At 68.7% G+C, this 21,278-nt stretch carries 19 protein-coding genes and 1 tRNA gene; 11 read left to right on the top strand and 9 right to left on the bottom strand.

The features are described 5' to 3' along the window. The first annotated feature begins 55 nt into the window (after nt 1–55). The 3 genes from selB (at nt 56) to ACXJY8_RS02750 (ending at nt 3,595) form a co-directional block, all read left to right on the top strand. On the top strand, nt 56–2,017 hold the full coding sequence (gene selB, locus ACXJY8_RS02760; protein WP_463775981.1) for a selenocysteine-specific translation elongation factor: 1,962 nt from the start codon (nt 56–58) through the stop codon (nt 2,015–2,017). Further along, nucleotides 2,014–3,465, top strand: coding sequence for an L-seryl-tRNA(Sec) selenium transferase (gene selA, locus ACXJY8_RS02755; protein ID WP_463775980.1), 1,452 nt, complete (start codon nt 2,014–2,016; stop codon nt 3,463–3,465). The genes selB and selA overlap by 4 nt, the downstream gene beginning before the upstream one ends. Nucleotides 3,466–3,502: 37 nt before the next feature. Further along, nucleotides 3,503–3,595 (top strand) — tRNA-Sec (locus ACXJY8_RS02750). Between the two features lie 231 nt (nt 3,596–3,826). Here the strand turns inward: ACXJY8_RS02750 and senB are convergent. Then, on the bottom strand, nt 3,827–4,900 hold the full coding sequence (gene senB / locus ACXJY8_RS02745) for a selenoneine biosynthesis selenosugar synthase SenB (protein WP_463775979.1): 1,074 nt from the start codon (nt 4,898–4,900) through the stop codon (nt 3,827–3,829). Nucleotides 4,901–4,927: 27 nt separating this feature from the next. On the opposite strand from senB, the gene senA reads away from it, so the two are divergent. Then, complete coding sequence (senA, locus tag ACXJY8_RS02740) at nt 4,928–6,232, top strand: selenoneine synthase SenA (RefSeq protein ID WP_463775978.1); 1,305 nt, start codon at nt 4,928–4,930, stop codon at nt 6,230–6,232. Here senA and ACXJY8_RS02735 read toward each other — a convergent pair. The 4 genes from ACXJY8_RS02735 to ACXJY8_RS02720 form a co-directional block, all read right to left on the bottom strand. Then, nucleotides 6,229–7,038: a nucleoside phosphorylase gene (locus ACXJY8_RS02735; protein ID WP_463775977.1), complete on the bottom strand. Its 810-nt coding sequence runs from the start codon at nt 7,036–7,038 to the stop codon at nt 6,229–6,231. The two genes, senA and ACXJY8_RS02735, sit on opposite strands and share 4 nt — an antisense overlap. Before the next feature lie 3 nt (nt 7,039–7,041). Further along, nucleotides 7,042–8,091, bottom strand: coding sequence for a selenide, water dikinase SelD (selD, locus tag ACXJY8_RS02730; protein ID WP_463775976.1), 1,050 nt, complete (start codon nt 8,089–8,091; stop codon nt 7,042–7,044). 70 nt (nt 8,092–8,161) lie between these two features. Next, the gene (locus ACXJY8_RS02725) at nt 8,162–8,965 is read right to left on the bottom strand and encodes an HAD-IIA family hydrolase (protein ID WP_463775975.1); all 804 of its coding nucleotides are present in this window, start codon (nt 8,963–8,965) and stop codon (nt 8,162–8,164) included. After that, entirely contained in the window at nt 8,958–10,010 is a 1,053-nt protein-coding gene (locus tag ACXJY8_RS02720; protein WP_463775974.1) for a radical SAM protein, read from the bottom strand. Before ACXJY8_RS02720 ends, ACXJY8_RS02725 begins: the two co-directional genes overlap by 8 nt. A 46-nt stretch (nt 10,011–10,056) precedes the next feature. Here ACXJY8_RS02720 and ACXJY8_RS02715 point away from each other — a divergent pair, with 46 nt between their 5' ends. The 5 genes from ACXJY8_RS02715 to ACXJY8_RS02695 all read left to right on the top strand — a co-directional run bounded on the left by ACXJY8_RS02715 (nt 10,057) and on the right by ACXJY8_RS02695 (nt 14,931). Then, nucleotides 10,057–10,956, top strand: a complete 900-nt coding sequence (locus ACXJY8_RS02715) for a class I SAM-dependent methyltransferase (RefSeq protein WP_463775973.1) — start codon at nt 10,057–10,059, stop codon at nt 10,954–10,956. 143 nt (nt 10,957–11,099) lie between these two features. Then, on the top strand, nt 11,100–11,987 hold the full coding sequence (locus ACXJY8_RS02710) for a putative selenate ABC transporter substrate-binding protein (protein WP_463775972.1): 888 nt from the start codon (nt 11,100–11,102) through the stop codon (nt 11,985–11,987). Between the two features lie 17 nt (nt 11,988–12,004). Then, entirely contained in the window at nt 12,005–12,685 is a 681-nt protein-coding gene (locus tag ACXJY8_RS02705; RefSeq protein WP_463775971.1) for an ATP-binding cassette domain-containing protein, read from the top strand. Beyond that, complete coding sequence (locus tag ACXJY8_RS02700) at nt 12,682–14,238, top strand: PhnE/PtxC family ABC transporter permease (RefSeq protein ID WP_463775970.1); 1,557 nt, start codon at nt 12,682–12,684, stop codon at nt 14,236–14,238. The genes ACXJY8_RS02705 and ACXJY8_RS02700 overlap by 4 nt, the downstream gene beginning before the upstream one ends. A gap of 30 nt (nt 14,239–14,268) precedes the next feature. Further along, nucleotides 14,269–14,931: a DoxX family protein gene (locus ACXJY8_RS02695; RefSeq protein ID WP_463775969.1), complete on the top strand. Its 663-nt coding sequence runs from the start codon at nt 14,269–14,271 to the stop codon at nt 14,929–14,931. A 36-nt stretch (nt 14,932–14,967) separates the two neighbouring features. Here the strand turns inward: ACXJY8_RS02695 and ACXJY8_RS02690 are convergent, their stop codons facing one another. The 4 genes from ACXJY8_RS02690 to ACXJY8_RS02675 are packed head-to-tail and all read right to left on the bottom strand — an operon-like array spanning nt 14,968 to nt 18,771. Further along, nucleotides 14,968–15,690, bottom strand: a complete 723-nt coding sequence (locus tag ACXJY8_RS02690; protein ID WP_463775968.1) for a glycosyltransferase family 2 protein — start codon at nt 15,688–15,690, stop codon at nt 14,968–14,970. Beyond that, entirely contained in the window at nt 15,687–16,760 is a 1,074-nt protein-coding gene (locus ACXJY8_RS02685) for a radical SAM protein (RefSeq protein ID WP_463775967.1), read from the bottom strand. Before ACXJY8_RS02685 ends, ACXJY8_RS02690 begins: the two co-directional genes overlap by 4 nt. Next, nucleotides 16,757–18,064: an MptA/MptB family glycosyltransferase gene (locus ACXJY8_RS02680; protein ID WP_463775966.1), complete on the bottom strand. Its 1,308-nt coding sequence runs from the start codon at nt 18,062–18,064 to the stop codon at nt 16,757–16,759. Before ACXJY8_RS02680 ends, ACXJY8_RS02685 begins: the two co-directional genes overlap by 4 nt. Then, nucleotides 18,061–18,771, bottom strand: coding sequence for a TIGR04282 family arsenosugar biosynthesis glycosyltransferase (locus ACXJY8_RS02675; protein WP_463775965.1), 711 nt, complete (start codon nt 18,769–18,771; stop codon nt 18,061–18,063). Before ACXJY8_RS02675 ends, ACXJY8_RS02680 begins: the two co-directional genes overlap by 4 nt. Before the next feature lie 581 nt (nt 18,772–19,352). Here ACXJY8_RS02675 and ACXJY8_RS02670 point away from each other — a divergent pair. Together ACXJY8_RS02670 and ACXJY8_RS02665 are read left to right on the top strand one after the other, a co-directional pair. Continuing rightward, nucleotides 19,353–19,991 (top strand): 2,3-bisphosphoglycerate-dependent phosphoglycerate mutase, encoded by a 639-nt coding sequence (locus ACXJY8_RS02670; protein WP_463775964.1) that lies wholly within the window; start codon nt 19,353–19,355, stop codon nt 19,989–19,991. Between the two features lie 183 nt (nt 19,992–20,174). Then, nucleotides 20,175–21,236 (top strand): YeiH family protein, encoded by a 1,062-nt coding sequence (locus ACXJY8_RS02665; RefSeq protein ID WP_463775963.1) that lies wholly within the window; start codon nt 20,175–20,177, stop codon nt 21,234–21,236. Nucleotides 21,237–21,278: the final 42 nt, after the last annotated feature.

The raw sequence follows: 21,278 nt of genomic DNA, 5'->3' as shown, positions 1-21,278 counted from the left end.
CGGAAGGCGGCGCGGGGGTTTCCGCGCCGCCACCTCTCGTGGGCACTAAGGCCATATGATCGTCGCCACCGCAGGCCATATCGACCACGGCAAGACTTCGCTCGTGAAGGCGCTGACCGGCATCGACGCCGACCGGCTGCCTGAGGAGAAGGCGCGCGGCATCACGCTCGACCTCGGCTTCGCCTATCGCCATGGGGACGGCGCGGAAGGGACGACGCTCGGCTTCGTCGATGTGCCGGGCCACGAGCGGCTGGTGCGCACCATGGTGGCGGGCGCCACGGGCGTCGACGGCGCTCTCCTGGTCGTGGCGGCTGACGACGGCGTCATGCCCCAGACCCGCGAGCATCTGGCGATCCTCGACCTCCTCGGGATCGGGCGCGGCGTCGTCGCGATTACGAAGAGCGATCGCGTCGAGGAGGCCCGCCTCGCCGCAGTGACGGCGGAGGTTCGCGCCCTCGTCGCTGGCACCGCGCTGGCGGACAGCCCGATCCTACCCTGCTCGGCCCGCACCGGCGCCGGCGTCGCGGCGCTCGCCGCCGGTCTCGCCGAAGCGGTCGGGGCGAGCACCGGGGGCGCGCCGCAGCGGGGGTTCCGCCTTGCGGTGGACCGCCACTTCACCGTGCCGGGCGTCGGGCTCGTGGTCACCGGGGCGGTCCATACCGGGACGGTGGCGGTCGGCGACCGGCTCCTGCTCTCGCCCGGCGGGCGCGAGGTGCGGGTGCGCGGCATCCGCGCGCAGGACCGGGAGACGGCCCGCGGCGCGGCGGGCGAGCGCTGCGCCCTCAACATCGTCGGCCCCCGCTTGTCCCGCGAGGACGTGCACCGGGGCGACTGGCTCCTGGCTCCTGACCTGCACGCGCCCGCGACCCGCCTCGACGTGCGACTGCGCCTGCTGCCCTCCGAGGCCGGGCCGTTGCGCCACCGCACCTCCGTTCAGGTCCATCTCGGCGCGGCCGCGGTCTCGGGCCGGGTGCTGCTCCTCGACGGGCCGACCCTCGAACCGGGCCGGGAGGGGCTGGCCCAACTCACCCTAGACGCGCCGCTCGGCGCGCTCGGCGGCGATGCTTACGTGCTGCGCGACGTCTCCGCCCGGCGCACCCTCGGCGGGGGCCGCGTCCTCGACCCTTTCGGCCCCCGCCGCGGCCTACGGACCCCGGGCCGCCGGGCGCTGCTCGAAGCGCTCGGGGAACCGGACGACGCGCGCGCCCTGTCGCAGGCGTTTGAGGGTGCCGAGGACGGGCTCGACCTCGACCACTTCCGCCGTGTCCGCAACTTGGCTCCCGCCGCCGAGACCGCCCTGTTCGCGGCAGCCGACCTGCGCGTCGTGCCCAGACCGTCGGGCCGGCTCGGCTTCGCGGCTCACCGCCTTGATGCGCTGGCCGAGCGGCTGCGCGCGAGCCTCGACGCACTCCACCGAGACGAGCCGGACAACCCGGGCCTTACCTACGAGGAACTGCTAAGCTCAATCCCGTGGCCGCTGCATCCGGCGGTGCGCCCCGCCCTGCAGAGCGAACTCGATGCCGGCCGCGTCGTGCGGCGCGGCGCCCTGCACCACCGCCCCGGCCACGTCGTCCGCCTTGCCCCCGTCGATGTCGAGCTGTGGGAGAGGGTCCGCGCGGTCCAGCGCGCGGCGGGCCGCGACCAGCACCGGCTCAGCCGTCTCGCCGAACGGCTCGGCCACGAACCGGACGAGATCCGGCCGCTGCTCGACAAGCTTGGGCGGATCGGCTGGCTGCGGCGGGTCTCGAAGGCCTATTACATCCTGCCCGAGACGGCGGCCGACCTCGCGGGCGTGGCCGAGACCGTCGCGGCCGAGCATCCCGATGGGCTCCTCACCGTCGGCAACTTCCGCGCGGCGGCGGGGATCGACCGCCACATCACCATGCCGCTCCTCGAACATTTCGACGCCGCCGGCTTCACCACCCGCCTCGGCGAGGGCCGGCGCATCACCGGCGACCGCCGGGCGATCTTTTCACCCGGCGAAGACGTCGCCGTCCCGGAATCGACCCACCCATGAGCGAACCCGCGAAAAGCCCATCGGCCGACAAGGGCTCCGCGGCGCCCGCGCGCCCGCGACCGCCCTCGGTCGAGCGCCTGCTCACGCATGACGGGGCGGCGGCACCGCTCGCGGCCTACGGGCGCACGGCGTTGACCGGGGCGATTCGGACCGAACTCGACGCGATTCGGGCGGGCGACGTCGAGATGGCGCCGGAACCCGAGCTGCTGGCGCGTGCAGGCGCACGGCTTGCCGCCGAACAGCGCCCGTCGCTGCGCCCCGTCCTCAACTTGACCGGGACGGTGCTGCACACCAATCTCGGCCGCGCCTTGCTGCCGACCGAGGCCGCGCAGGCGGTCGCCGCCATGATGACCGGTGCGGCAAACCTCGAATTCGATCTGGGGCGCGGCGAGCGGGGCGAGCGCGACAGCCATGTCGAGGCACTGATCTGCCGTCTCACTGGAGCCGAGGCGGCGGTCGTAGTCAACAACAACGCAGCCGCCGTGCTGCTGGTGCTTAACTCGCTCGCCATGCGCCGGGAGGTGATCGTCTCGCGCGGCGAACTCGTGGAGATCGGCGGCTCGTTCCGGGTGCCCGACGTGATGGCGCGGGCCGGCTGCCGGCTTCACGAGGTCGGTACCACCAACCGCACCCACTTGGCCGACTACGCTGAGGCGATCGGCCCGAGGACCGGCCTCGTGATGAAGGTGCATCCGAGCAACTACGCGATCCATGGCTTCACCGCCGAGGCCGCCGAGGCCGATCTTGGGCGCCTGTGCGGCGAGCGCGGCGTGCCGTTCGCGGTCGATCTCGGTAGCGGCAACCTAATCGATTTTTCCGCCTACGGCCTGCCGCCCGAGCCGACCGTGCAGGCGGCGCTGGCCAATGCCGACCTTGTCACCTTCTCGGGCGACAAGCTGCTCGGTGCCGTGCAATGCGGCATCGTCGCGGGACGGCGCGACCTGATCGCGCGGGTGCGCAAGAACCCGCTGAAGCGGGCTCTGCGGGTTGACAAGATGACCTACGCGGCGTTGGAGGCCACCCTGCGACTCTACCTCCATCCCGAGACGCTGCGCGAGCGGTTGCCGACCCTGCGCTTGCTCACCCGCCCCGAGGCCGAGATCCGCGCGCAGGGCGATCGGCTGCTGCCCCTCGTGTCGGAGCGGCTCGGCGGGCAAGCCGCAGTCGCGCTCGAGCCTTGCGCGAGCCAAATCGGCTCCGGGGCTTTGCCGGTCGAGACGCTACCGAGCGCCTGCCTTGCCTTCCGCCCACCAGCCGGTGAGCGCAGGGCCGGCTTTTGGCTGAAGCGGCTGGCGGAGCGTCTGCGGGCACTGCCAGTTCCGGTGATCGGCCGCGTCGGCGATGGGGCGCTGCGCCTCGACCTGCGCACGCTTGAGGACGAGGCCAGCTTCCTCGTTCAGATCGATATTCTCAGCCGTGCGGCGCCCGCTTCACCCGAGGAAATGTGACTGTCCTCGCGCCCGCGGCGCTGTTAATCTGGATGTCGGAGGCGAACGGGGTCTGGTGGCCCTCCTGGTCTTCAAAACCAGTGGTACGCCAATAGCGTACGGTGGGTTCGATTCCCATCCGCTTCCGCCAACGCCAACGTCAAGCATTCTCTTCAGCCCGACAATGATCTCGGCAAGCTCGCCGCAGCGCTCCCTTTCCTCGCAACTGGCGCCGCGCTGGCCAAGGACGATTCGGTCGCCCGGGCCACCGCATTTCGGGTATTTCAGTTCCGCAATGCCCTCGACCTAGCCGCCACATGACAAGGCCGAGCTTTACTAGCATCTACGGAGCTTCCGCCACCAAGGTCGAAGGCTTCGAGTGCTAATCGAAGGCGCTGGCGGCAGCGTGATTCGACTGGCCGCCACAGCGGCTCGACGCATCGCTGGCGAACGCGTCCGCGCTCGTGCCGGGCAATCGGATGTCGTTCCCATCGTGGGCCTCCGTGTACCGCGCGAAGATTTGGCGAAGCGATTCGCGCTCACGCGCTGGGGAGAACAGTCGCGCACGCATTCCGCCGCAGTCATGCAAAGTTGGAAGGAACGCAGGCTCCTCCTCGGCGCGCAGAAGCATCGCAGCCAGGGCAGCGTCGTCGCCAGTTGGGAAGTAGCCCGGATAGTCCGGCCCAAGCAGACCGCGGGTTCCGGGGATGTCGGAGGCAATTACCGGTAGGCCGGCCACTACGGCCTCGGAGATCACGTTGGCGCCGCCCTCCTGCTGCGAGCTCAAGACCATGAGCCGGCCGCGGGTCAACCAGCGCCGGGTCAAGGAGCCGGGCTGGTCGCCAAGCCAGGTGTAGCGCGGATTGCCCGCCATCTCGGCCTCCGCCCGGCTCGCCCAGACCGCGTCATGCGCGCCGCCGAGATGGACGATGCGGATGCGGGACCGGGCGGGAAGGCGTCGGGCCGCCCGGGCGGCGCAGAACGGGTCTTTCTCGGCGCGCAGGTGTCCGACCACGAGTACCTCGAAAGCCTCCTCGGAGACGGGCCAGCGCTCTCGACGCGCCAGCGCGGACTGGAGAACGATGTCGACCTTATGGCGGTAACGCTCCGGCAGGGCGGCGGGAACGAGGTCGTGCAGGCCGATCAAGCGGTCGGCTAGGTTGAGGGAACGCAGGGTCGGCTCGGGGTCAGCGTCGAGATAGTGGTAGAGGTCCGTCCCCGTGAGCGCGACGATCAACGGCCGGTCGGCGTGCCGCGCCTTGAAGTGCGCGATGGACACGGCGCTACGCCAGGCATGCAGCGCCAGCATCAAGTCGGCGTCCGAACCCGCCTCGTACGTCGTCGCCACATCGACTCGGTACCCGAGATCGCCGAGAATGCGGGCCCAGCGCATCGCCGTCGTCCGGTTGCCGGCACGGGACGTCTTTGCTGCAGGCGTGATGAGGCTGATTTTCATGGATTTAACAGGGTTCCGGGACGGTTGATGAGCGCACAAGTTTCCGCCGCCGGTCTCCTGGCGATGCTGGAGGATGCCCGGACGCGAACGCTCGAACTCGTGGCCGGTCTCGACCGCGACCGTCTCATGGGGCCACGAGTCGATATCGTGAACCCCCTCCTGTGGGAAATCGGGCATCTCGCCTGGTTTCACGAACAGTTCATCCTGCGCGGCCTCGACGGCCATCCGCCGCTGAACGCGGAGGCAGATGCGCTCTACGATTCCGCGCGGGTGCCTCATGGGACGCGCTGGTCCATCCCGCTGCTGCCACTTCCCGAGACGCTCCAGTACATGGCGCAAGTCCAGGAAGCGCTGGTGCGCCGGCTCGACGGACGCGCGCCCACGGCGGAGGAGGCCGAGCTCTATCAACTCGTGACCTTCCACGAGGACATGCATGACGAGGCCTTCACTTATACGCGCCAGACCCTCGGTTACCCGGCGCCGGCGTTCGCCGTGTCGGCCTCGGCCAAACATACTGGATCCGGCCCCTGGCCCGGCGACGTCGCCGTCGGCGGAGGAACCTGGCGGCTCGGGTCCGAGCCCGGGGGCGGCTTCGTCTTCGACAACGAGAAATGGGCGCATCCGGTCGCCTTGGCGCCGTTTCGCATCGCCCGCGCTCCGGTGACGAACGCGGAATTCTCATCCTTCGTGGCGGATGGCGGCTACCATGAGGACGCCCATTGGGATGTAGAGGGCGTGCGCTGGCGCGACGCTAACGGAGCCGCGCATCCAGTCTACTGGACGCGGGACGGCGCCAGGGACTGGATGATCCGACGCTTCGACCGCGAGGAGCCCCTCGCTCCAGACGAGCCGGTCGTTCATGTCAACTGGCACGAGGCCAACGCCTATTGTCGCTGGGCGGAACGACGCCTGCCAACGGAGGCGGAGTGGGAAGCCGCCGCCGCCGGAGCACCGTCCAGCGACGGGACGCTCGGAGCGGGAAAGCGTGCCTACCCCTGGGGCGAGGCGGCGCCGGCACCGGACCTCGCCAATCTCGACGGCGTTCATCTCGGCTGCGTCGATGTAGCCGCCTATCCCGCGGGCGACAGCGCTTGGGGCTGCCGTCAGATGCTCGGCAACGTCTGGGAATGGACGGCGAGTGCGTTCCTGCCCTTCCCCGGCTTCGCGCCTGACGCCTATAAGGAGTATTCCGAGCCCGCCTTCGGCACCCGCAAGGTCCTGCGCGGCGGCGCCTGGGTTACGCGCTCGCGCATGGTCGACACCAGCTATCGCAACTTCTTCGGGCCGGAGCGTCGCGACGTGTTCGCCGGTTTTCGAACGGTGGCACTTTAGCGTGCGGCGAACCACGCGTCCGCCACGGCCGCGACGAGGCGGAGCGCCGCCGTCGCACCGTTGGCCTCGCCCTTCTCAAAATCGCCGACCTGACCCATCTGATTGGTGACGTGGGCGAAGCACACCACCGCTTTCCCGCGAGCCTGCGCGAAGGCATAGAGCGCCGCGGCCTCCATCTCGACGGCAAGAATGCCCCGCGCAAGGGCCGCTGCGATGGCCGTCTGCGTCTCCCGGTAGGGGGCATCGGTCGTCCAGGTCGTGCCGCGTTCGACCGGCTCGCCGACGTCCGTGAGGGCCGGCGCCAGGGCCGCGACGAGTTCGGCGGATGCCTGAGCGAACTCGGAGGCCGGGAGGTAATGGTAGCTCGTGCCCTCGTCACGCAGGGCCGCTTCGATGAGGATGAAGTAGGGCGGTGGCCGCAACGGCGTGATCTGGCCGGACGAGGTGATGCTGATCAGAAGTTCGCATCCCGCGGCGAACATCTGCTCGGCCACCAGCACCGCGTAGGGTGCCCCGACCGCACAGCCGATGATGCCGAATTCGCGCCCGCCAGCTACGAAGCGGTGCAACTCGCTGTGATAGCAGGCCCAGTCCGGGTCGCGCTCCGCACCTCCCGTGGCCTGTAGATGGCGGACGATGTCGCCGTCCGGGTCGAGCACGCAGAGCGCGGGCACCCGGCCTTCCCTGAGACCACGCTGACGCTTGGCCTCGCGCAGCAGGCTCTCGGGCGTGAACTCCGAGGCCGCCCCGTGCGTCTTGTCGCGCAGGATCGGGGCGGATTTCACGTCGCTCGGGGGTACCGCCACGCCTCAGGCCTCGACCCGGATACCGGCGGGCCCGGCTTCGAACCGTCCGACTATCGCGGCCTGCGCGAAGCCCGCGGCCCGGACCTGGGCGAGGATCGCCTCCGCCCGTGTGGGCGTGCAGGTCACGAGCAGACCGCCGGACGTCTGAGGGTCGGTCAGGATGTGACGGCGCCAGTCCGGCAGATCCTCGGGCAGGGCAACGTGGTCGCCGAAGCTCGCCCAGTTGCGATGCGAGGCGCCGGTGACGAACCCGTCCCGCGCCAGCGCTTCGGCCCGGGGCAGGAGCGGGATCGCGCCGCCCTCGATGACGAAGGTCAGGCTGGCACCACGCGCGAGTTCGAGCCCGTGGCCGAGGAGGCCGAAGCCGGTAATGTCGGTGATGGCGTGCACGTCCGCGTCCCCCGCCAGATCCGCCCCGACCTTGTTCAGCCGTGTCGTGGTGGCGACAAAGTCGGCGTAACCGGCACCGTCGAGGGCCTCGCGCTTGATCGCGGCGGAGTAAATGCCGACGCCGAGGGGCTTCGTCAGGATGGCGACGTCCCCGGCCTGCGCGTCGGCGTTGCGGCGGATACGGGCGCGGTCGGTCAGGCCGATCACCGCCAGACCGTAGATCGGCTCCGGCGTATCGATCGAGTGGCCGCCCGCGATGGGAATGCCCGCCTCTGCGCACGTCGCCGCCCCTCCCTTCAGGATTCGGGCAACGATCTCAGGCGCAATCTTGCCCACCGGCATGCCCAGGATCGCCAGCGCTAGGATCGGCCGTCCACCCATGGCGTAGACGTCGGAGATCGCATTGGTGGCGGCAATCCGGCCGAAATCATGCGGATCGTCCACCATCGGCGTGAAGAAGTCCGTGGTGGCTATGAGGCACGTCACATCATCGAGAGCCCAGACCGCCGCATCGTCGGCAGTCTCGTTGCCGACGAGCAGGCGCTCGAACGGGCCGGCCACCGGCTGGTCGGCGAGAAGCGTGCGCAGCACTTCGGGATCGAGCTTGCAGCCGCATCCTCCGCCGTGAGCGAGGCTGGTGAGGCGAACCGGAGGCATATCCATAGCTGAATCCTGTGGCGGCGCGGCTTTTGACGCTTGATGGTCTGGGGTGTCCTACCAGACAAGAGCGGACCTACCAGACAAGATAAGGCATCCGGTACAGGCGGCCCGAGTAGTCCGGCGGGCGGGCGTGTGCCTCAGCGCGGTCGATGTGAAGTGCGCTGAACCCGGCGTGCAGCGCCCCGATCACGTCTAGGGCCCAGGTGTCGCCGATGCCGAGTACCCGCTCGGGTGCGACCGGCCGCTTTCGAAGATCGGCTGCCCGCTCCAAAGCCTCTCGGTAGATCAGCGCGCCGGGCTTGCCCGTCTCGATGACGGTGCCGCCGAGGGTGCGGTAGCGCTCCGCCACGAGGCCGGCAAAGCGCAGATGCGTCCTATCCACCATCAGGCTCGTGTCCGGGTTGGTACAGAGCAGGAGATGACCGAGGCGGAGTGCGCGAGCCAGGACCACGTCGAGATCGTCGTCCCGGTCTGGATAGCCGGTACACACGATCAGATCGGCGGCCTCGACCCCGGTCAGGGTAACGCCGGTGCCGTCGAACAGGACGCGGTCGCGCGCCGCGCCGATGTGGTGGACCCGCTCCGATGCCTGCTCATTCAGGAGGATGCGGGCAATGTCGGCCGCGGTGACGAGCGCGTCGTATTCGGGAGCCACGCCGCGTGACCGGAGCGTCTCGGCAAGCCGGGGGCCCAGTTCGGAGGAATTAGAGACGAGCACCACGGTCCCGCCGCCCGCACGGAAAATCCGGAGCGCGGCGACAGCAGCGGGACGGACCTCGGTCGCATTGTGAAGCACGCCGAACACGTCACACAGCACGACCGCGTAGGAATTCGCGATCCGGCCCAGACCTGCGATGGCTTCGGCCGCGTCAGCCACGCGCTTGAACGATCGTGGTGCAGGCGCTCTCGAGTTTCGGGAGTTCGCGGGCCGGCGCCATGCTGATCGCAAGTGGCCGGGACTCGCCGCGCACGATCGGGCAATAAGGGTCGACCTGATCAAGGCGCTCCATCAGGCGGCGCCGCCCGGCGCAGCCGCCGTGGCAGGCATCCTCGTGCGCGCAGCCTCGACAGGGCTCGGGCAGAGCGCGGGCGGCCGCGAAGGGGGCCGTCTCGACGATGCCGCTGCCCGACTCGCGCAGAGTGTCGAGGCTCTGACCGGTGCCGCCCCAGTAGACGCAGGGCTGCACCGTGGCCCGCGGCGTCACCCGGACGGTACCGACGCCGCAGCCGCCCTTGCGCGCCGGCAGGCCGGCCATCGCCCGGACCAAGGGTTCGCCGATGGCGATCACGTCGGTCTCGGAGAACAGCCGCGCGAATCCGCTCCAGTATTCCTCGTAGGTGAGCGCGAAGGCATCGGTGCGCACCGCTTGGTAGACGTTGATGCGTAGGGGCGCGTCGAAGTCCCGTGCGATCGCGGCGATCTCGTGTAGGCGATCGAAGTTCGTGCGCATCATCACCGCGATGAAGGTGACGCCGACGCCGAGCGTCCGGCAACGCGCGGCCTGCGCCATTACCAGGTCCCAGTTGCCCGCGCCGCGCTGCGCGTCCTGCTCCTCGCGGGTTGGATAATCGATGGAGAACTCGACATCGGCGAAGGCCCGCACCGCGTCGTCGTCGATCACCGCGATCGAGTGCCCGTTTGAGGTGATCGTCAGCTTGATCGGCTCGGCCCGCAGCAGGTCGAGGAGCAGCCCGAACTGGGGATGCATCCCGTTCTCGCCGGTGCCGAGATTGACCGACCGGACCGGCAGACTGTCGATCACGGCGCGGACCTGATCGGGACCGAGCCGGTCCAGCCGGTCCGGGTCGCGGTAACAGAAACTGCAGGCGAGATTGCACTCGTTGGTCAGCCCGATCCCGAGGGAGAAGGACGGGGCCGGGCCGGCTTGGAGCGCCGCCGGGAGAACGGGTGTTTGGGACATCGGAGCCACAAAGATTCTCCTGTCTGATCCGGACCGGCGATCCGGAATGACCGGTGTCGTGCCGCGGGATGTTACGATACCTTTCGCACGGAGGGGCGTCCCGGTGACATCACGTCTTCAGCAAGATCAGCAGCCCGCGCGCTGGAGCCTGTTCGCCGAGGCCTATGAGGCCGCGTTCGAGCCCATCACCAACGAGTTCGCAGACGCCGCGCTTCAGTCCCTCGAGCTCGCGCCCGGCAGACTCTGCCTCGATGTCGGTGCCGGAACCGGCGGTGCCGCTCTGATGGCGGCGTCCCGTGGATCGCGAGTTATCGCCATCGACGCGGCCGAGGGCATGGCTGCGCGCATCCGGGCGCGGGCCCGGAATGGCGCACTGCCCGTTTGGGCGGCCGCTATGGATGCGCAGGCCCTTGCGCTGGCCGACAGCGCCTGCGACGCGGCCCTGTCGATCTTCGGAATCATCCTCTGCCCCGATCCGGTCTGCGCCCTCCGCGAAATGGGACGCGTGGTGCGCCCGGGTGGCCCGATCGCGGTGGTGACCTGGACCGAGCCGCAGAACTACGAACTGGTGAGCCGGCTGATCGCGGCGGTGACGTCGGTTCGCGGCACCCAGGCGCCGCCCGCGGAGGGCCCTGCCCAGTTGCGCTTCCGCGAGGAGGCAGCTCTTCGGGCCCTCTTCGATGCGGCGGAGGTGCCCCTCGATCGCATCGTTCGCATCGAGGCGGATCTGCGTGCCAAGTCCGCAGCGTGGCTCGCAGAGCACCTCGCCTTCGCCCCCGGCCTCGCCGCGATGCTCGATGCGCAGGGCCGCGACCGGGAAGCGGTACTGGCTCGCTTCGCGGAGGATCTTCGGCGGGACCAGGGCGATGGGCCGGTCGCCCTCGGGGCCGTGGCCTTCCTCGCACTCGGTCGGGCGACGAATGAGAACGAGACAACCAGTCTGTAACCCGGCGCCCACTCGGCGCGAAAAGCCTCATCGACAGGGTCCGCCGGGCTTCGTACCGTCGGGCTCGCAATAGCCGTCAATTGATTGGACATCGATGCCTGCTTGGCATCGTACAACGCCGCATAATAGTCGGGGGACGGTCGATGCTGAGACGGACGTTGAGCGGGTCGCTGCTGCTGGGTTTGGGATTCCTGCTCGTGTCCAACGCGGCAGGGGCGCAGGAGCGCGCCAAGCCGCCTTTTGTGTTCACGGGCATTCCCGATCAGGACGAGAGCCGCCTCGTCGAGCGCTTCGGCAAGGTCGCTACCTATCTTGAGAGTAAGCTCGGCGTGCCCGTGACCTATATCCCCGTGAAGAACTATCCGGCGGCGGTGACGGCCTTCACCAACGGTCAGGTCCAGCTCGCCTGGTTCGGCGGCTTCACCGGGGTGCAGGCGCGCAAGGCCTCGCCCGGGGCGCAAGCCATCGCGCAGGGCGCCGAGGACGCCGCCTTCAAGACCTACCTCCTCGCCAACACCAAGACCGGCCTGGCGAAGTCGGCGGATTTCCCGAAGGAGATCGCGGGCAAGACCTTCACCTTCGGTTCTCGGGCCTCGACCTCGGGCCGGCTGATGCCGGAATACTTCATCCGCGAAGCGTTCCCCGGCAAGACGCCCGAGGAGGTGTTCTCTCGCGTCGGCTTCTCCGGCGACCACAGCCGTACAATCCAGCTCGTCCAGTCCGGCGCCTTCGAGGTCGGCGCGGTGGATTACTCGGTCTGGGACCTCGACACGAAGGCCGGCAAGGTCGACCCGAAAGAGGTCGACGTCATCTGGGAGAGCCCACCCTTTCCCGACTACCAGTGGACCGTGCGTGGCGATGTCGATGCGATCTACGGCGCCGGCTTCACCGACAAGCTGAAGGCGGCCCTGATCGGCATCACCGATCCTGCCATCCTCGCTCCCTTCGCGCGCTCCAAGTTCATCCCCGTGACCAATGCCGCCTACGAGCCGGTGGAGCGCGTGGCGAAATCCACGGGCCTGCTGGACTGAAACGAGAGCGCGGCGCCGTGTCCCTCACCGAGCCCGAAGCGGAGATCGTGCTCTCGGGTGCCCGGGCGGCCTATGACGGTAAGCCGGTGCTCCACGGCGTGGACCTGACCATCCGCTCCGGCGAGCGGGTCGCCCTGATGGGGCGCTCCGGCGCCGGCAAGTCCACCCTCCTGGGGCTAATCCACGCCCAGGCGCGCGCCCGCGTCGCCCTGATCCCGCAGGCGGCGGCCCTGGTCCGAACGCTATCGGTCTTCCACAACGTCTACATGGGCCGGCTCGATCAGCGGTCGACCCTGCACAACCTGCGCACTCTGGCCTTCCCGGGCCGCGCCGACCTCGCCGAAATCCGCTCGGTGCTGGGCGAGGTCGGGCTCGCGGACGAGCTTCGAGCCAAAGCCGGCGCTTTGTCGGGCGGCCAGCAGCAGCGCGTCTCGGTGGCGCGCGCGCTCTACAACGGGCGCCCGATCCTGATCGGCGACGAACCCGTCTCGGCCCTCGACCGCCTGCAGGGCGGTCTCGTCTTGGAGCGGCTCGCCGCGCGTCACCGCACCCTGGTGCTGGCGCTGCACGACATCGCTCTGGCGCTTGCGTATACGGACCGGATCGTGGTCCTAGATGCCGGGCGCATCGTGCTCGACGCGCCCTCGCGGGACCTCGACGAATCGGCCCTCGTGCCGTTCTACGGGCAAGCCGCGTGAACGCCCTCCGGTCGATCCCCGGCTGGGGCTACGCGGCGGTGACCCGCTGGTTCGTCGGCGCCGCGCTGGCGGCGCTGCTCGTCGCCGATCTCGCCGTCACCAGCCTCCACCCCTGGGCCGATCTTCAGCGCCTGCTCGGCGGCCTGATCCATCCCGACCTCCTCTCTGTGGAAGTCTGGAGCGTCGTCCATACCGTCGCGTTCGCCATCCTGGGGGTGACGCTGGGGGCGAGCGCCGGCTTCGTCCTGGCGACTCCCTTCGCACGGTTCCGCAGCGTGCGCCTGGTCTGCGCGGGCCTGCGCTCGGTGCACGAACTGTTCTGGGCCCTGCTGTTGATGCAGGTGTTCGGCCTCTCGGCCACCACAGGCATCCTCGCCATCGCGCTGCCCTATGCGGGCATCTGCGCCAAGGTCTATTCCGAGATCATCGAGGAGGCGGACCTCTCGGCCCTGCGGGTGTTGCCCGAGGGGACTGGGGCGCTCTCGGCCTTCGCCTATGGCCGCCTGCCGGACGTTGCGGCGGCATTCCGGCACTACACGCTCTACCGCTTCGAATGCGCCATGCGCTCGACCCTGGTGCTCGGCTTCATCGGCCTGCCGACCATGGGCTTCTACCTCGAATCCGCCTTTCGCCAGGGCCGCTACGCAGAGGCCGGAGCGCTGCTCCTCGTGTTCTACGTCCTGATCGGCTCGCGCCGCATGTGGATGCGGTTCTCGACGCTTCCCGTTCTCCTCGTCGCCAGCGTCCTCGCCCTCCCGAAGACCATCGGCACGACGAACTGGCTCGCCAGCCTCGGACGGTTCGTGAGCCACGACATCGTCCCGAGCCCGCTTCGCTCCGGCGCCATCCTCGATCCCGAGACCTGGGCAAGGCTGGGAGTCTGGTTCCGGCCCATCCTCATGCAGCAGGTGCTACCCGGCGCGTTCCAGACCCTGGTCCTCGCGCAGGTCGCGCTGGTGGCCACGGCCTTCGGCGCGCTGCTCCTGTTCCCCTTAGTCTCGCGCCGGTTCTCCGGGCCGATCGGCCAGCCCTTCGGGCGCGTCCTCCTGGTCGTCGTACGCTCGACGCCGGAATACATGCTGGCCTACGTGCTGCTGCAGCTGCTCGGCCCCTCGATGCTGCCGGCGATCCTGGCGCTGACGATCCACAATGCGGGCATCGTCGGCTACCTGATGGGCCGCCACGCCGACGGTCTGCCCTACCGGGCCGACGCACCGTCCGGCCTGAATCTCTACGCCTACGAGACGGTGCCCCGGCTCTACGGGCAGTTCCTGGCCTACCTGCTCTACCGGTGGGAGCTCATCCTGCGCGAGAGCGCGATCTTCGGCATCCTCGGGGTGACGACGCTGGGCTTCTATGTCGACGCCGCGATCTCCGAACTGCGCCTCGACGTCGCCGTGATGCTGATCGTCGCCACCGCCCTGCTGACGACCCTGGTGGATGCCCTGTCCCGGGCGCTGCGCCGATCCTTGCGCCTCGCCGATCTGCCGACCCGCCTCTCGGAGCCCGTGAATGGTGCTCCGGCCGGACCTCTCCGGCCGGTCTGCTCCTGACGGACGTCCCCCCAACCCAGGATAAGGCTCATGCGAACCGACCCCTTCACCGACACGTGGGCCTTCTTCCTCGGACAGCAGAGCGACCAGCTCGGCCTCGGCCACGGGCGCTGGCTCGTGGTCGCCGGCTTCGCCCTGTTGGTCCTGGCGAGCCTCCTCATCGCTCTGCGCGAATGGATCGAGGATCCGGCGCAGCGCAACGGACGCGATCTCACGATGTGGGTGCTGCGCGCCCTGATTGGGGCCATGTGGTTCCAGGGCATGCTCTGGAAGCTGCCGTTCCTCTCCACCGAGAACGGACTGTATTTCTGGACCGGCGAGGAGGTGACGAACGCCGCCTTCCAGATCCATCGCGACCTCGTCAAGACCGTGCTGCTGCCGACGCCGAACTTCTACATCCTCGACATTTTCGTCTTCCTCACCGAACTGACTTTCGCGGCCTCGCTGCTCCTCGGTCTCGGGGTGCGGATCACCGGTGTCGTCGGGGTCCTGTTCGTGGCTCAACTCTGGCTCGGCCTCTACCTCCACCCGCAGGAATGGCCCTGGACCTACGTCTTCCTGGCCGGCCTCATGGGCCTGTTCAGCGTCTTCGGAGCTGGGCGCAGCCTCGGCCTCGATGCGGACTTGCGCCGTCGCTTCCCGCCGGGCCTGACCCATGGCTGGGCCGCGCGCTTCGTGCGCGTCGCCACCTGACCACACCCAGCCGGCAGAGCATTCCTCGCGCATAAGTCATTCGCGGGCGCCTCTCTCACGGGCGAGTCCGCGAGAGAGGCGCAGGAAAGTCGTGCCGATGATCCATGCGGCGCGCAGGCCCACCCGCCAGTCGCCGGAGACCTTGGAGGCGCCGCCCTGCCGGGGTCGCTGGCCGACCGCGATCTCCTCGCAGCGGAGGCCCGATGCGGCAGCCCGCATCAGCATCTCGAGGTTCCAGCCATAGGTCTCGTCGCGCATGCCGAGCTGCGCCAGGGCGTCGCGACGGATGGCGCGAAACGGCGACATGTCGGTGAAGCTGGTGCCGTAGGTGAGGCGCAGCAGCCACCCTGCGAGGTGTCCGGCCACGATTTGCTGCGGGCTCATGGCGCCCGGCTCGCGCGCGCCGCGGACCCGGGAGCCGTGTACGAAATCGGCGCGACCCGCGCGGATCGGGTCGAGCAGGTCGGGGACGCGGTCGAGCCGGTCGCTTCCGTCCCCGTCGACGAACAAGACGATGTCGGTCTCGGGCGTCACCGCGGCGATGCCCGCCTGGATCGCCCGGCCATATCCCCGGCGCAGCTCCACGATGACGCGTGCACCGGCGCTCCTGGCACGCGCGGCGGTCGCATCCCGCGAGCCCCCATCGACGACGATGACTGCGTCGGCCCCGTTCGCCAGCAGCCCGGCGACGACGTCGGGGATCGCCGTCTCCTCGTCGAGGCAGGGCACGATTGCGGTGACGAACGGGGTAGCGTTCACAGGCTCCAGCGCAGCCCGCAATTGCCGCAGGCATGCGGCGGCGTGTCGGAAAGCAACGCGGCACGAAAATCGGTGTAGGCGGCGCCGTTCCAGATCGCCCGCAGACTATCCTGAGTGGCGTCGCCGAGCGTGTAGTTCTCGTAGCCGCGCTGCGAGAATGGAGCGATGCAACAGGGAAGCGCCCGGCCGTTGGCTGTGAAGTACATTACGTTCCAGGGTCGACGACAGAGCGACCAGGGCGAGCCATCGTCGTCGCGCTTCAGGCTCATGCCGGGCTCGCTGGCGGCGCCGGAGGCCGAGAAGGTGAGCCCGAGTTCCGCTGCGACCGCCTCCGCTTCCGCGAGGTAGTGAGCCTCGTCCGCCTCCATGCGCTCGTAGAGGGCTTGGTCGGGACGCGCCATGCCGATGGCATCGTTCTCGAAATAGACGAGGCGCTGCAGGTAGACCTCCTTCACGCCGGTCTCGGCCGCCAAACGCACGAAGGCGGGAAGCTCGGGCAGCGTTTCCTTGAGGCCGGTAAGCCAGGCCGAGACCCGAGGCTTAGCGTGACCCTCGCGCTCCTGCATGGCCCGAAAGGCACGGACGTTCTTCAGGATACGCTCGAAGTAATCCTTGCCGCGCACGGTGATGTAGGACGCGCGCGTCGACGCATCGAGTGAGACACGCAACTCGTCGAGACCCGCCCCGATGAGGGCGCGGCCGTTCTTCTCCGACAGCACCGTGCCGTTAGTGTTAAACAGGACGTAGGTGCCGCGATCCTTGAGGTAGCGGACCATTCGGGGCAGGTCTTTGACCAGCATCGGCTCGCCGACTCCGTGCAGCACTGCCCGGCTGAGATCCGGTACCTGGTCCACGATGCGCGTGAAAAGCTCCCAGCTCATGTCGGCCGGCGGCTCGAGCTCGACATAGGTGCGCGGGCATGTGGTGCAGAGCAGGTTGCAGCGGTTCGTCACCTCTAGGTAGAGGCATACCGGCGGTCGCTCGACGAAGGCTCCTACCGACTTCGGCGCTGCCTCGTGGTAGCGGCGCGGGTCGACGGCCGGGGGGGCTGTGGCAGTGCCGCTGGTCATCGGAAGGCTCCCGGTCGTCGCGTGAATGTCACCTGCGCCAAAGCGGCGGCTACGACGAGGGCGGCGAGGATCGCCGAGCGGTCGTCGTAGGACAGCTGCAGATCGCCGGGAACGACATCGTAGAGCATGAAGCCTCCCACCGTTAGGACCCAGCCTGGAAGCGTCGCGGCGATGCTCAGGAACGGCACCGCCATCAACAGATACCAGGGGAATTCGGGCGAGAGCAGGAAGAGTAACATCACGATCGAAAAATTGATGTCGCGTAGGCTCCGCTCCGGGGTGCGGTCCCTTCGAAAACCGGTTCTCAGGGCTAGGGCCGCCAGGATCGCGAGGCAGAGCCCGAGATAGATCCCGGTGTCGTGCGGCCATTCACCGGCGGAAAAACGCCAGAGCCGCAGCAGGGTGAAGCCCCAGCCCGAGGCTAGGCCTTCCTCCTGAACGTAGCCTGTGGCGAGGAAGCCGAGCACGCCGCGTCCGACGGACAGGTAGGGCAGATAGGCCGCCGCGACGACGAGGGGCACGAGCGCGATCATGCGCCAGTCCCACGGCCGCCACAGGCCCGGCAGGGCGATGAGGGCGAAGGGCTTGACCAGGGCCGCCAACACGATGGCGCCCGCGCCCCCGTAGCGCCGTCCGACGATGAGGGCGAGCCACAGGCCGAGGATCATCAGGGCGATCATCAGCCCGTCGACATGGCCCTGGCCGGCGATCTCCCAGACCGGCAGCGGGTGCCAGGCATAGGCCGCGACCCGCGTCGACGGCTGCCCGGTGAGGCGCAGCAGGCCGATGAGCGCCAGCAGGGTCGCCCCCTCGCAGGCAACGAGTGCGAACTTGATCGCGAGCGGGCTGTCCGACAGGCGGGTCACCAGGAAGAAGAACGTCTGCGCCACCGGAGGATAGATGGTCACCGCATAATCGGCGCGATTAATGAACGGATAGACCGCCGCCGGGCGCAGGTCCGCAAGCGCTGGATCGGCCGGAACGTAGCGATAGGGGTTGATGCCGGCGCCCTGCACGATCCCATCCCAGACGTAGCGGAAGATGTCCGTGGACAGGATCGGCGGGGCGGGCAGCGCGAGCACCCGCATGGCGAGGCCGGTGCCGACGATGACGACGAGGGCCCGGCGCCCCTCGATGCCCTCGAGGCGTGCGCCCAGAGCCGCGATCACCCCGCCGGCAATGACGAGCAGGAGGAAGGCGTTGTCGCCGAGGCCCTGGAGCACCGGCATCCCGAGGCCGACCAGCACCGTCCCGACGATGCCAAGGAGGACGAGGCGTCGGGAGGGGCCAGGGGCTACGATCATACCTCCGGCCATTCCGCCAACATCGCGCTGGTCTCCGCCGCCGGTCCACCGACGAGGCCAGGCGCGGCGAAGGCCGGTGGGCTTCCGGCGATCTCCGCCCGCAAGATCCGAAGGGTCTCCAGGTCGTCGATGTCGTACCAGAGCGGCAGCATCTCGACCCCGAGGGCGATCATGGCGGCGCGCTCCAGGGTCAGGCGCAGCACCTCGCCCGTGCTCCAGGGGATGTCGACGAAGAGTTCGGGATGATCGCGCTTCAGGCCGATCAAGGTGTAGCCTCCGTCGATCGCGGGCCCGAGTACGACCCGGTCACCCGGTCTCCGCAGGGCTGTGATCGCAGTGGTGAGGAGCGTCACCGGCAAGGTCGGCGAATCGGAATTGATCAGCACGACGCAGTCATGGCCTGCCTCGCCCAGCAGCCGCTGCACTGCCGATCCGAGGACGCGTCCGAAATCATTGCCGTCCTGGAGTAGGAGCCGAAAGGAAAGCGGCAGGATCTCCGCAAGCTCGGCCTCGCTTCCGGCCGGCGCGTAGACGCCATAGCCCTGTGTTGCGAAGGCGTCCGGGACTGCGAGTACAGCCTGGGCGACATCCTTGAGGAAGCAGCCGGAGAGGAGGGCCGCGCGCTCCGCTCCGAGGAAGGCGGCGAGCCGTGTCTTGGTTCGGCCAGGATGCGGGGCCTTGCACATGATCCCGAGCGCTGCGCTCATGCGTCCTCGATCCCCACCCATCTCCGCACTTATATCATTCGAGCGCGTCAGATCTGGTACGCTGCGTGCCGGGCGAAAACAGACGGCATTCGGCGCAGGAAGCCAAATCACAAAGTCAGGTCCAACCGCTTTTATCTGTCGCAAGCCTGACGCGAGGTGACAGGACCGCGATCAATCGTCGAAATCTCGTGGTGGGTATCTGCTCGGCTGATCTTGGGCACGTTATGCCACGTTAATCGGCACGTTTGCGAAGCTCTGCGGCTCGCTTCTCACAGAGCAGCCGGCACGAGTTTCTATTCTCGACCCCCACCGTTTAGAACTGTCTACACTGAACCCTTTTTAAGAAGGATCGACAGCGACTGGTTCGGGGCGTCTCTCGTCCGTCCGTTCTACGACTGGGTCGGGTGGCAAGCAGCTTGGCTGCTTTCAGTCGCAAGACGTTCTAAAGCGGACCAAGGATGAATCGCCGTCTCCGGACAGCCGGTCCAACTCATCTCAGGGTCGGATTTCGTTAAAGCCGGATGCCGACTTCATCAGAGGCGATGCAACCGGCGCGAAAGTGCTCTGCCTCGGGAGACAGCGTGATTCACGATTGCAAAGCCCCGGTCACGAGACGTCTTGTGCTGGTCCGGCATGGCCAGAGTGTAGCCAACCGATCCGGCCTGTTCACGGGATTGCTGGACTCGCCCTTGACCGAGCAGGGCCGGATGGAAGCGGAGGCAGCCGGCCGGCGTTTGGCCGAGCGCCGCTGGCGCTTTTCTGTTGCCTTCACCTCGACGCTGACGCGGGCCGTCGTGAGCGGCCGGCTTATCCTCGATGCGCTCGGGCAACCCGGATTGATTCCCCAACGCTTCGCCGCGCTCGACGAGCGAGACTACGGCGACCTCAGCGGGCTCGACAAGACTACCGCCGATGCGCGCTGGGGGGCGGTGCGGATCGAGACCTGGCGCCGCTCCTACGCCGAGGCGCCGCCGAACGGCGAGAGCCTGCGCGATACCGTCGCCCGCATCGTGCCATGCTACCTCCGATCCATCCTACCGGCGGTCATGGACGGGGACGTGCTGGTCGTCGCCCACGGTAATTGCCTGCGGGCGCTTGTGATGGCGCTCGAAGACCTCAGCCCGGCGGAGGTCGAGGACCTCGAACTCGCAACGGGCTCCGTCAGGATCTATGAGTTTGCCGCGGACACGACGATCAAGGCCCGCTGGATCGACGCGTGAATCCACCTGTCGACCTCGCAGCATGGGGCTCCGCAAGCTGCGAAGGGGCCATCTTTTCATCTATTTCGTTGATGGAAAACATCTGATCATTCCGTTGGAGTGAATGAAAGGGACATGGGATTCTCTGGCATCACATCGGAGCCATCCATGTCCGTGCCCAGACTTTTCTCTCACCCTCGATCGATGGGCGCCTTGGCCGGCACGAGAGCCATCCTTCCGGGACTGGGCCTCTGCGTGGCGGTCACCGCCGCAGCGGTCGGCTTCGAGGCCGTCGAGGCGCATCTGTTGGGTCGCGCCTGGCTCGAAGTCCTGGTGCTGGCGATCCTGCTCGGGAGCGCGATCCGCACCGCCTGGACCCCGTCGCAGCGGTTCTTTCCGGGTATCGCCTTCGGGGCCAAGACCGTGCTGGAGATCGCGGTCGTTCTGCTCGGGGCCTCGCTCAGCCTCACGACGATTGTTGCCGCCGGTCCGGGTCTGCTCTTCGGCATCGCGGGCGTCGTCGTGGCCGCGATCGTGTCGAGCTACGGCATCGGCCGGGCGCTCGGGCTGCACCCGCGCATGGCGATCCTCGTCGCCTGCGGCAACTCGATCTGCGGGAACTCCGCCATCGCCGCCACGGCCCCGGTGATCGGTGCCGATGGCGAGGACGTCGCCGCCTCCATTGCCTTTACCGCGGTGCTCGGCGTGCTGGTGGTGCTCGGCCTGCCGCTGCTGGTGCCGCTGCTCGGCCTGTCGCCGATGCAATACGGGGTGCTCGCCGGCCTCACCGTCTACGCCGTGCCCCAGGTTCTCGCGGCGACCGCGCCGGTCGCGGCGCTCAGCGTCCAGGTCGGAACCCTGGTGAAGCTCGTCCGGGTGCTGATGCTCGGCCCGGTCGTCCTGGTGCTCTCCCTCGGCGCAAGCCGGCTGCGCGAGGAAACCGACGAGGCCTCCCCCGTCGTCACCGCCGGCGACCGCCCGGCCCGCGCCAGCCTCGCGATTCACCGCCTAGTGCCGTGGTTCATCCTCGCCTTTCTTGCGCTCGCGGGCCTTCGCTCGGCCGGGTTGGTTCCGCAGGTCGCGCTCGCGCCGATGTCGGAGACCGCCAATCTGCTCACCGTGGTCTCGATGGCGGCGCTCGGCCTCGGGGTCGACGTGCGCAGCGTCGCCAAGGCCGGGGCGCGGGTGACGCTGGCGGTGGTCGCCTCGCTCCTCGCGCTCGGCGCCGTCAGCCTCGGCCTGATCCATGTGCTCGGCCTCGTCTGATCCGCGTGAGGAATCAGCTCCACCACCGATCCAGGTTTTCAT

It is taken from the genome of Methylobacterium sp. TK31 (assembly GCF_055361545.1).
The sequence above is the reverse complement of the archived record's forward strand: the minus strand, read 5'-3'. Positions and strand labels throughout refer to the sequence as shown.

Coding starts and splice junctions, on each gene's coding strand:
- senB (WP_463775979.1), bottom strand. CDS start 4,900: ATGAAAATCAGCCTCATCACGCCTGCAGCAAAGACGTCCCGTGCCGGC.
- ACXJY8_RS02715 (WP_463775973.1), top strand. CDS start 10,057: ATGACCGGTGTCGTGCCGCGGGATGTTACGATACCTTTCGCACGGAGG.
- ACXJY8_RS02680 (WP_463775966.1), bottom strand. CDS start 18,064: ATGATCGTAGCCCCTGGCCCCTCCCGACGCCTCGTCCTCCTTGGCATC.
- selA (WP_463775980.1), top strand. CDS start 2,014: ATGAGCGAACCCGCGAAAAGCCCATCGGCCGACAAGGGCTCCGCGGCG.
- ACXJY8_RS02685 (WP_463775967.1), bottom strand. CDS start 16,760: ATGACCAGCGGCACTGCCACAGCCCCCCCGGCCGTCGACCCGCGCCGC.
- ACXJY8_RS02675 (WP_463775965.1), bottom strand. CDS start 18,771: ATGAGCGCAGCGCTCGGGATCATGTGCAAGGCCCCGCATCCTGGCCGA.
- ACXJY8_RS02695 (WP_463775969.1), top strand. CDS start 14,269: ATGCGAACCGACCCCTTCACCGACACGTGGGCCTTCTTCCTCGGACAG.
- selD (WP_463775976.1), bottom strand. CDS start 8,091: ATGGATATGCCTCCGGTTCGCCTCACCAGCCTCGCTCACGGCGGAGGA.
- selB (WP_463775981.1), top strand. CDS start 56: ATGATCGTCGCCACCGCAGGCCATATCGACCACGGCAAGACTTCGCTC.
- ACXJY8_RS02720 (WP_463775974.1), bottom strand. CDS start 10,010: ATGTCCCAAACACCCGTTCTCCCGGCGGCGCTCCAAGCCGGCCCGGCC.
- senA (WP_463775978.1), top strand. CDS start 4,928: ATGAGCGCACAAGTTTCCGCCGCCGGTCTCCTGGCGATGCTGGAGGAT.
- ACXJY8_RS02710 (WP_463775972.1), top strand. CDS start 11,100: ATGCTGAGACGGACGTTGAGCGGGTCGCTGCTGCTGGGTTTGGGATTC.
- ACXJY8_RS02665 (WP_463775963.1), top strand. CDS start 20,175: ATGGGCGCCTTGGCCGGCACGAGAGCCATCCTTCCGGGACTGGGCCTC.